7 protein-coding genes are annotated in these 6,091 nt (G+C 57.1%); 2 read left to right on the top strand and 5 right to left on the bottom strand.

Annotated elements, in window-relative coordinates:
- The 4 genes from Q1K23_RS06990 to Q1K23_RS06975 all read right to left on the bottom strand — a co-directional run.
- On the bottom strand, window positions 1-269 hold a 269-nt coding region (locus Q1K23_RS06990), incomplete at its 3' end, for a hypothetical protein (protein ID WP_300363429.1).
- Complete coding sequence (locus tag Q1K23_RS06985) at window positions 266-1,390, bottom strand: trypsin-like peptidase domain-containing protein (RefSeq protein WP_300363428.1); 1,125 nt, start codon at window positions 1,388-1,390, stop codon at window positions 266-268. The genes Q1K23_RS06990 and Q1K23_RS06985, both read right to left, overlap by 4 nt.
- A 57-nt stretch (window positions 1,391-1,447) precedes the next feature.
- A complete protein-coding gene (locus Q1K23_RS06980) occupies window positions 1,448-1,705 on the bottom strand; it encodes a hypothetical protein (protein WP_300363427.1) in 258 nt (85 codons plus the stop codon).
- Window positions 1,706-1,749: 44 nt separating this feature from the next.
- Entirely contained in the window at window positions 1,750-2,679 is a 930-nt protein-coding gene (locus tag Q1K23_RS06975) for a WYL domain-containing protein (RefSeq protein ID WP_300363426.1), read from the bottom strand.
- Between the two features lie 105 nt (window positions 2,680-2,784).
- Here Q1K23_RS06975 and Q1K23_RS06970 point away from each other — a divergent pair, with 105 nt between their 5' ends.
- Both Q1K23_RS06970 and rmuC read left to right on the top strand, forming a co-directional pair.
- Window positions 2,785-3,264, top strand: a complete 480-nt coding sequence (locus tag Q1K23_RS06970) for a hypothetical protein (RefSeq protein WP_300363425.1) — start codon at window positions 2,785-2,787, stop codon at window positions 3,262-3,264.
- 118 nt (window positions 3,265-3,382) lie between these two features.
- Window positions 3,383-4,858: a DNA recombination protein RmuC gene (rmuC, locus tag Q1K23_RS06965; RefSeq protein WP_300363424.1), complete on the top strand. Its 1,476-nt coding sequence runs from the start codon at window positions 3,383-3,385 to the stop codon at window positions 4,856-4,858.
- Here the strand turns inward: rmuC and Q1K23_RS06960 are convergent.
- Window positions 4,822-6,054, bottom strand: a complete 1,233-nt coding sequence (locus tag Q1K23_RS06960; protein ID WP_300363423.1) for an aldo/keto reductase — start codon at window positions 6,052-6,054, stop codon at window positions 4,822-4,824. The two genes, rmuC and Q1K23_RS06960, sit on opposite strands and share 37 nt — an antisense overlap.
- Window positions 6,055-6,091 lie beyond the last annotated feature (37 nt).

Below are 6,091 nucleotides of genomic sequence, written 5' to 3'. Positions count from 1 at the left end.
TTCTTCTCGAAAATGCTCATGGAACTGGGTAAAATGTCGGCTTGAATTGCACTTAATGGGTTGAATGGGCGATTGGCGACATGATCGTAGTCCCTGTCGCCACCCAGCGATACGATCAGATCGGAATTTTCCGGTATTTCCGAAATATCGAGAAATTCTCCCAGATGGAAAAAGAGTGGAGTGAAGAGTCCGAAGAAGATTGCGGGAAAAAGCAGGAATTTGATGAACTTTCCCATTCGCATTCCAACTTTTTTCGTTTCGATCTTCAACTCCTCACAGGTTCGAGCATCAGCTCTTTTTTGAGTATCCGTCCGTCACGGGCGATCTCGACGGTGACGACATCTCCGATGCTGTACTTTTCGAGAAGATCGTTCATCTCTTTGACGGAGTGTACCGGCTTTCCGTCGATGGAGAGGATGATGTCGCCCGGGTCGAAGGAGCCGTCCGGGTAGAGGACGATGCCGCGCAGTCCCGCTTTTTCGGCGGAAGTACCCGGAATGACACGCAGTACCATGACCCCGTCGAAACCGAGTCTCGCCTGGGCCAGACGGTTGATCCGTTCGTCGGTCTGGATCCCCAGGGAGGGTTCGAGGTATCTGCCGTAGGCGATGAGCTGGGGGACGATCCGGTTGACCGTGTCCACGGGGATCGCGAAACCGATGCCGGCGTAGGCGCCCGAAGGGCTGAAGATGGCCGTGTTGACACCGATGAGCCGGCCGGCGCTGTCGAGCAGGGGGCCTCCCGAGTTGCCGGGGTTGATGGCGGCGTCGGTCTGGATCAGATCGTGGATGACGGCGCCGGTGCTTTCGGTCATCGTCCGGTCGAGTGCCGAGACGATGCCCGTGGTGAGCGTCCAGTCGAGGCCGAAGGGGTTGCCGATGGCGAAGGTCTTCTGCCCCACTTTCAGGTCGTGGCTGGTCCCGATCATGACCGGGGTCGGGCGTTTGATCGGTACGTTGATACGCAATACGGCCAGATCGTGGCGTCTCGATGCGCCGACGAGCACGGCGTGGTAGTCGCGGCCGTCGCTGAGCCTGACACGCGCTTCGCTGGCCCCTTCGATGACGTGCCAGTTGGTGACGATATGCCCCAGTTCGTCCCAGACGAAACCCGACCCGGTCCCGCGGGGAATGTTGTAGATGTTTCGGGTCCACGGATCGACGACCGCTTTGGTGGTGGCGATGTAGACGACGGAGTTTTTGGTGCGTTCGAAAAGTTCGATCGTCGCCTTTTCGTCCTCGGCCAGATTGCCCCGGGGTGTCACGGGGCGCGGCTGGGCCTGCTGGCTTATGAGCAGACTCTGGAGAAAAGGGAGGCTCTGCCAGAACAGCATCAGCAGCATCACTGCCAACGCCGTGGCGAAAAGGCGTCTGAAATAGCGGTCTTCCATACAGTTCCTTTCGGAAACGAAAAGCTTTTTTTATGTTTTTAAAAGGATTATACCATCTCATGCCGGACTGGCGGAGAAGAGAGTGCTTTGAAAGCCCCTCTCCTCCTGCTCAAGAAGGCTCTGCAGGGCCCCTTCGGAGGCACTCTCCCAGTAGCGGGCGACATCTTCGTATTCGCTCCTGAGCTCTTTCCACGCTTTGAGGGCGGCGAGGGGGAGGAAGAGAAGGAAAAAGGGAGGGAGGAAAAAGCCCAGTCCGAACGCTCCCCAGAGGATCCATCGGTTTTTTGAAGCGGATATGAAACATTTGACTATCATGACGACTCCTTCGGTGTTTCGATGGTGTCATGATAGAGGAGCCCTCAGACGGCGTCGTGTCCGGTTTGTCTCTCAAGAGTCGTTTTCAGAAGATTTTCGTAGGCATTTTTGACGTTGTCGGGTGAAAGAACGATCAGATCGGGGATCCATGTCTTGAGCAGGGCCAGAGATTCCCTGACGGATGTGGCTTTCAGGAAGATCTCGATATCGCCGTTTTCATGTCGTGCGACGATCTGCTGGCTGGGGCTCAGCGGCCTTCGTTCGAGATATTTGACAATGGGGGCTTTGACAAGCAGGTGCAGATCGAAAGGCTCGAGATTGGGGTCGAACCATGCGTTGAGAGCGCCGGCGATCTTCTCTTTCAGCGCCCGGTCCGGGAGAAAAGTCTCCTCGGTCGGCTCCGCATTCCGAATCTCTTTGATATAGAATTTTTTGACCAGTCCGCTCTCCTTTTCCCTGGCCAGCAGGTACCAGTACCCTTCGAAGTTGACAATGCGGTAGGGGTGGACACTTCTTCGTTTCCCGTGATAGTCGAATCGTAGACATCGCGTTGACACGATCGCCTCTTCGATCTCTCTGAAAAGGGTTCCGTCGGATGTGATATCCTCGATTAAAAGGCGGCTCTCCACCGGAAGGTCGGTGTCGTTCTTGAGCCGGCCCAGAAGTGACTTCGAACGTTCGGCGAAGCGGCTTCCCACACTTCCTGCGAGCGACTCGAGTATCTGCAGTGTCAACAGATTGTCAATGTCCTGGATCTTTTCGAGACGGTGGCCCTCCTGCATTCTCCAGCATCGTCCGCTCTTTTCGATGGGGAAGCGCACCAGCCGTTCGTTGAAGTCCCTCTGGATCGTTTTGGTCGAGACGTTGAACTCTTCGGCCAGTTCGGTGACACTCAGGGTTTCACCGCTGTAGAGCCGCTGCAGAATGGTTGTCAGGCGTGTCAGAATCTTGTCGTAGTCGTGGGATCTGTTCATCTCCGCCGTCAAGCATCTTCCGTTCCTCCCTTTTGGGCTTCCGGTTCAAGAAACATATAGTGAATTTATGTTAATATTGCCCAATTTGGAAGCTAAGGCAGGCAGATGGGCAAAGAGTTTGTTTTTTTGTTGTTGGGAATCAGCGCCGGTGCTATCATCGCGTTCGTGGCCGGATATATCATGGCGCGAAGCAAGGCGGACCGCCGACAGGCGATGTTCCAGGTAGAGATCGACGAACTTCTGCAGGCCAACGAAGAGCTGGAGCAGGAGCTCCGTCCGCTCAAGCGGCGCTTCAAGGAGCTCGAGACGACCCTGAACCAGGAGTACGTGGAAAAGGCTTCGCTGCTGGAGCGTCTCAAGCAGCTGGGAGATGTGCGGCGCGAACTGGAGCACGAGCGCAACATCAACATGAAGCTCAACGAACGTATCGCCGAGCTCGAACAGATGATCGGCAAACTGGAGGCCCAGATGGCCGCCGAGGCGGAAAACATCGAGCGCCAGCTCGACCAGATCGAAGATATGAAACGAAAGATCGTCAAGACGGTCCAGACGGCTCTCAAAGAGGCGGCGGAGAAGAAATCGTAGCGTACCGATCTTTCGCCTTTCCACCCATATTTCCCTCTTACTTCTCACATTTCGCCGAAACCGGACATGACGGTTTCCCTTCCATACTCTATCATCGCTCTCAAAAAAGGTGTTTACGATGCAGATTCCATTGATATGGGTCTATTTCGCCGGAGGTTTCGCCGCAGCACTTCTCGTGACGCTTTCGCTTCTTTTTCTGATGCTCCGGCGGCAGCGTATGGACTTCGAAGAGAAGATCGCGAAGATCGCGCGGCAGGCCCGTGAGCGGATCGAAGAGCTGGAGCGATCGCTGGCCGAAGCGGAGGAGGATGTGGCGGCCCTCGAGATGCGGCTGCAGGAGAGCCGTGTGGAGAATGCGGCTTTGAGTGAACGGGTGGAGCGGATGAAGAGGCTGGAACAATCACAGGAAGCGCTCGACGCCGAGCTGCAAACGGAGCGGAGTAGAAATCTTTCCCTCGAAAAGGAGATCAGTACGCTCAAGACGCGCCTGGTGGAGGAGCGCAGGCAGGCCGACAGAACCCTTTTAGAGCTCAAAGAGGCGAAAGAGACGATGCGGCAGGAGTTCAAAGCGCTCGCCTCCCGGATCATGGAGGAGAACAGTCTTCGCTTCGGCAGAGTCTCGAAGGAGCGGGTGGAAGAGGTGCTGAAGCCCCTGCAGCAGCAGGTGAGCGAATTCAAAAAGCGGATCGAGCTGGTTCACGACCAGGAGACCCGGGAGATGGCGACGCTTCTCAACGAGATCAAGACCCTCAAGGATCTCAACAGGCAGATCAGCGAGGATGCGGTCAATCTTACCCGGGCGCTGCGGGGCGAGAGCAAACGGCAGGGCATCTGGGGGGAGATGGTGCTCGAGCGTGTGCTGGAAGCTTCGGGTCTGCGGGAAGGGGAGGAGTACGAGCGGGAAGTGAGCCTGCAGGACGAGGAGAAGAGGCGCTACCGCCCCGACGTCATTGTCCACCTGCCGGACGACAGGGACATCGTCATCGACGCCAAGACCTCCCTGGTGGCCTACGAACGCTACGTCAACGCCGAGAACGACGAGGAGAGAGCCCTGTACGCCAAACACCATCTCGAAGCGGTCAAAAACCACATCGCCCGGCTGAGCGACAAGGGCTACACGAAACTGGAAAATCTCAACACCCTCGATTTCATCTTCATGTTCATGCCGATCGAAGGGGCGTTGATGCTCGCCCTGCAGACCGATCCCACGCTCTACGACAAGGCTTTCGCCAAACATATCGTCCTGGTCAGCCCCACGACGCTGCTGGTGGCCCTGCGTGCGGTGGAGAACACGTGGCGCCACGACCGGCAGAACCGAAACGCCCTGGAGATAGCCCGGCGCGCCGGCGCGCTCTACGACAAGTTCGTCGGATTCGCCGAGGATCTGGAGCGGGTCGGCAGGCAGCTCGACACGGTCCAGAAGACCTACGCCAGCACCTGGAACAAGCTCAGGGAGGGACGGGGCAACATCGTCCGGCAGATCGAGGATCTGCGGGAGCTGGGTGCGCGTGCCAGCAAACAGATGCCCAAAAAGCTTGCGGACGAAGCGGGACCGGATCAGCCGCCGGATAGTGACAGCACGTCGTCGACGTAATCTCTTTTGCGCATTCCCACCAGAACCGTGTCGATTTCTGGACGGTTCAGGAGCCATTCGATCGCATGGCGCTGGATCGGATGGGTCGCTTCGGGATGGCTCCTTTTCAGATAGCTCAATGTCTTTTCACTGCACAGATGGCGAACCTGCCGGAGGTAGCTTTGGAGGAAAGGGTTGAGCAGCGGGATGAGAGCTTTCTTGACCGCGGTATCCGGAATCCGTGAGAGAATGCCCTGAATGAAAGGAACGGTCTGCCGCTGGATCGCCTCTTCGGCGGCCCCGGGCCACGTGAAACGGTTCTTGATCGTATCGAGGTCGGTGACGACGCTTCGCAGTTCGCTGAGCGAGTAGGTGTCGGCCGCAAGAAGCAACGCCTCTTTGGTGTTTTCGTAGTCTCCGGGGGCGTCGTAACTCGCCAGCCGGTGCATTCCTTCGGTATCGAAGGCGTTGAGCGGTCGGTTGGTCATCACGGTGAGTCCGTTGGCTTTGGCCCACGCCGCACATTCGAGGCCCTCGGTTTCCAGAAGGTTGAGGGGAAGCTGTATGGTCGTGAAATGGTGCGTGGCGCCGCCGCACTCCGCCGCGGCCTCTTCGGCCAGTGCGACAAGATGGGTGTAGGGCATGAAATGAAGGGCGTCCGGCGTTTTCGCGAAACTGTCGGAGCTGATGCCGTAACTCCGTATCCTTCCTGCCTGCACCTCCTCCTCGAGAGCGATGAACGCTTCGAGGATCCGGCGGTCCATCTCGTGCCGCGCCGGTTTTATATCTTCTCTTTTTTCGACGGTATGCATCAGGAAATACTCCGGATTGTGGAGCAGATAGGTGTCGATATACTCCGTCTCCAGCCGCATCAGCGATTCGTGCAGCTGCGCTTTGAGAAAGTCGGAGTGGATCGAGTGGTAGCATCCCTCCCGGTAGGGGACCAGATCGAAGACCTCCATCAACCCGCTCTGGACGCGCTGGAGCAAAGTCCCCTGGATGTAGCCCGCTTTCGAGACGATCGTGATCTCTTCGCGGTCGAGCCCGCTGCGCCGGATCGCCTGTGCGACCGCCTTTTGAGAATCGCCCCCGCCATAATTGGTCGAGGTGTCGACGAGCCGGATCCCTTTTTCGAAGGCGTATCGGAGTGCTTCGATATGTTCCGGCCTTTTTTCGCCGATACGATAGGTGCCAAATCCCAAACCGGGTGCTTTCATACTCTCCCTTTTTGTCGATATTATAATGACTATTTGA

The sequence above is a fragment of the Hydrogenimonas sp. genome, assembly GCF_029933015.1.
Taxonomy (GTDB): domain Bacteria; phylum Campylobacterota; class Campylobacteria; order Campylobacterales; family Hydrogenimonadaceae; genus Hydrogenimonas.
The sequence above is the reverse complement of the archived record's forward strand: the minus strand, read 5'-3'. Positions and strand labels throughout refer to the sequence as shown.

Excerpts from the sequence above, each read along its gene's own strand:
- Q1K23_RS06985 (WP_300363428.1), bottom strand. The coding sequence starts at position 1,390 with ATGGAAGACCGCTATTTCAGACGCCTTTTCGCCACGGCGTTGGCAGTG.
- Q1K23_RS06960 (WP_300363423.1), bottom strand. The coding sequence starts at position 6,054 with ATGAAAGCACCCGGTTTGGGATTTGGCACCTATCGTATCGGCGAAAAA.
- Q1K23_RS06975 (WP_300363426.1), bottom strand. The coding sequence starts at position 2,679 with ATGAACAGATCCCACGACTACGACAAGATTCTGACACGCCTGACAACC.
- Q1K23_RS06980 (WP_300363427.1), bottom strand. The coding sequence starts at position 1,705 with ATGATAGTCAAATGTTTCATATCCGCTTCAAAAAACCGATGGATCCTC.
- rmuC (WP_300363424.1), top strand. The coding sequence starts at position 3,383 with ATGCAGATTCCATTGATATGGGTCTATTTCGCCGGAGGTTTCGCCGCA.
- Q1K23_RS06970 (WP_300363425.1), top strand. The coding sequence starts at position 2,785 with ATGGGCAAAGAGTTTGTTTTTTTGTTGTTGGGAATCAGCGCCGGTGCT.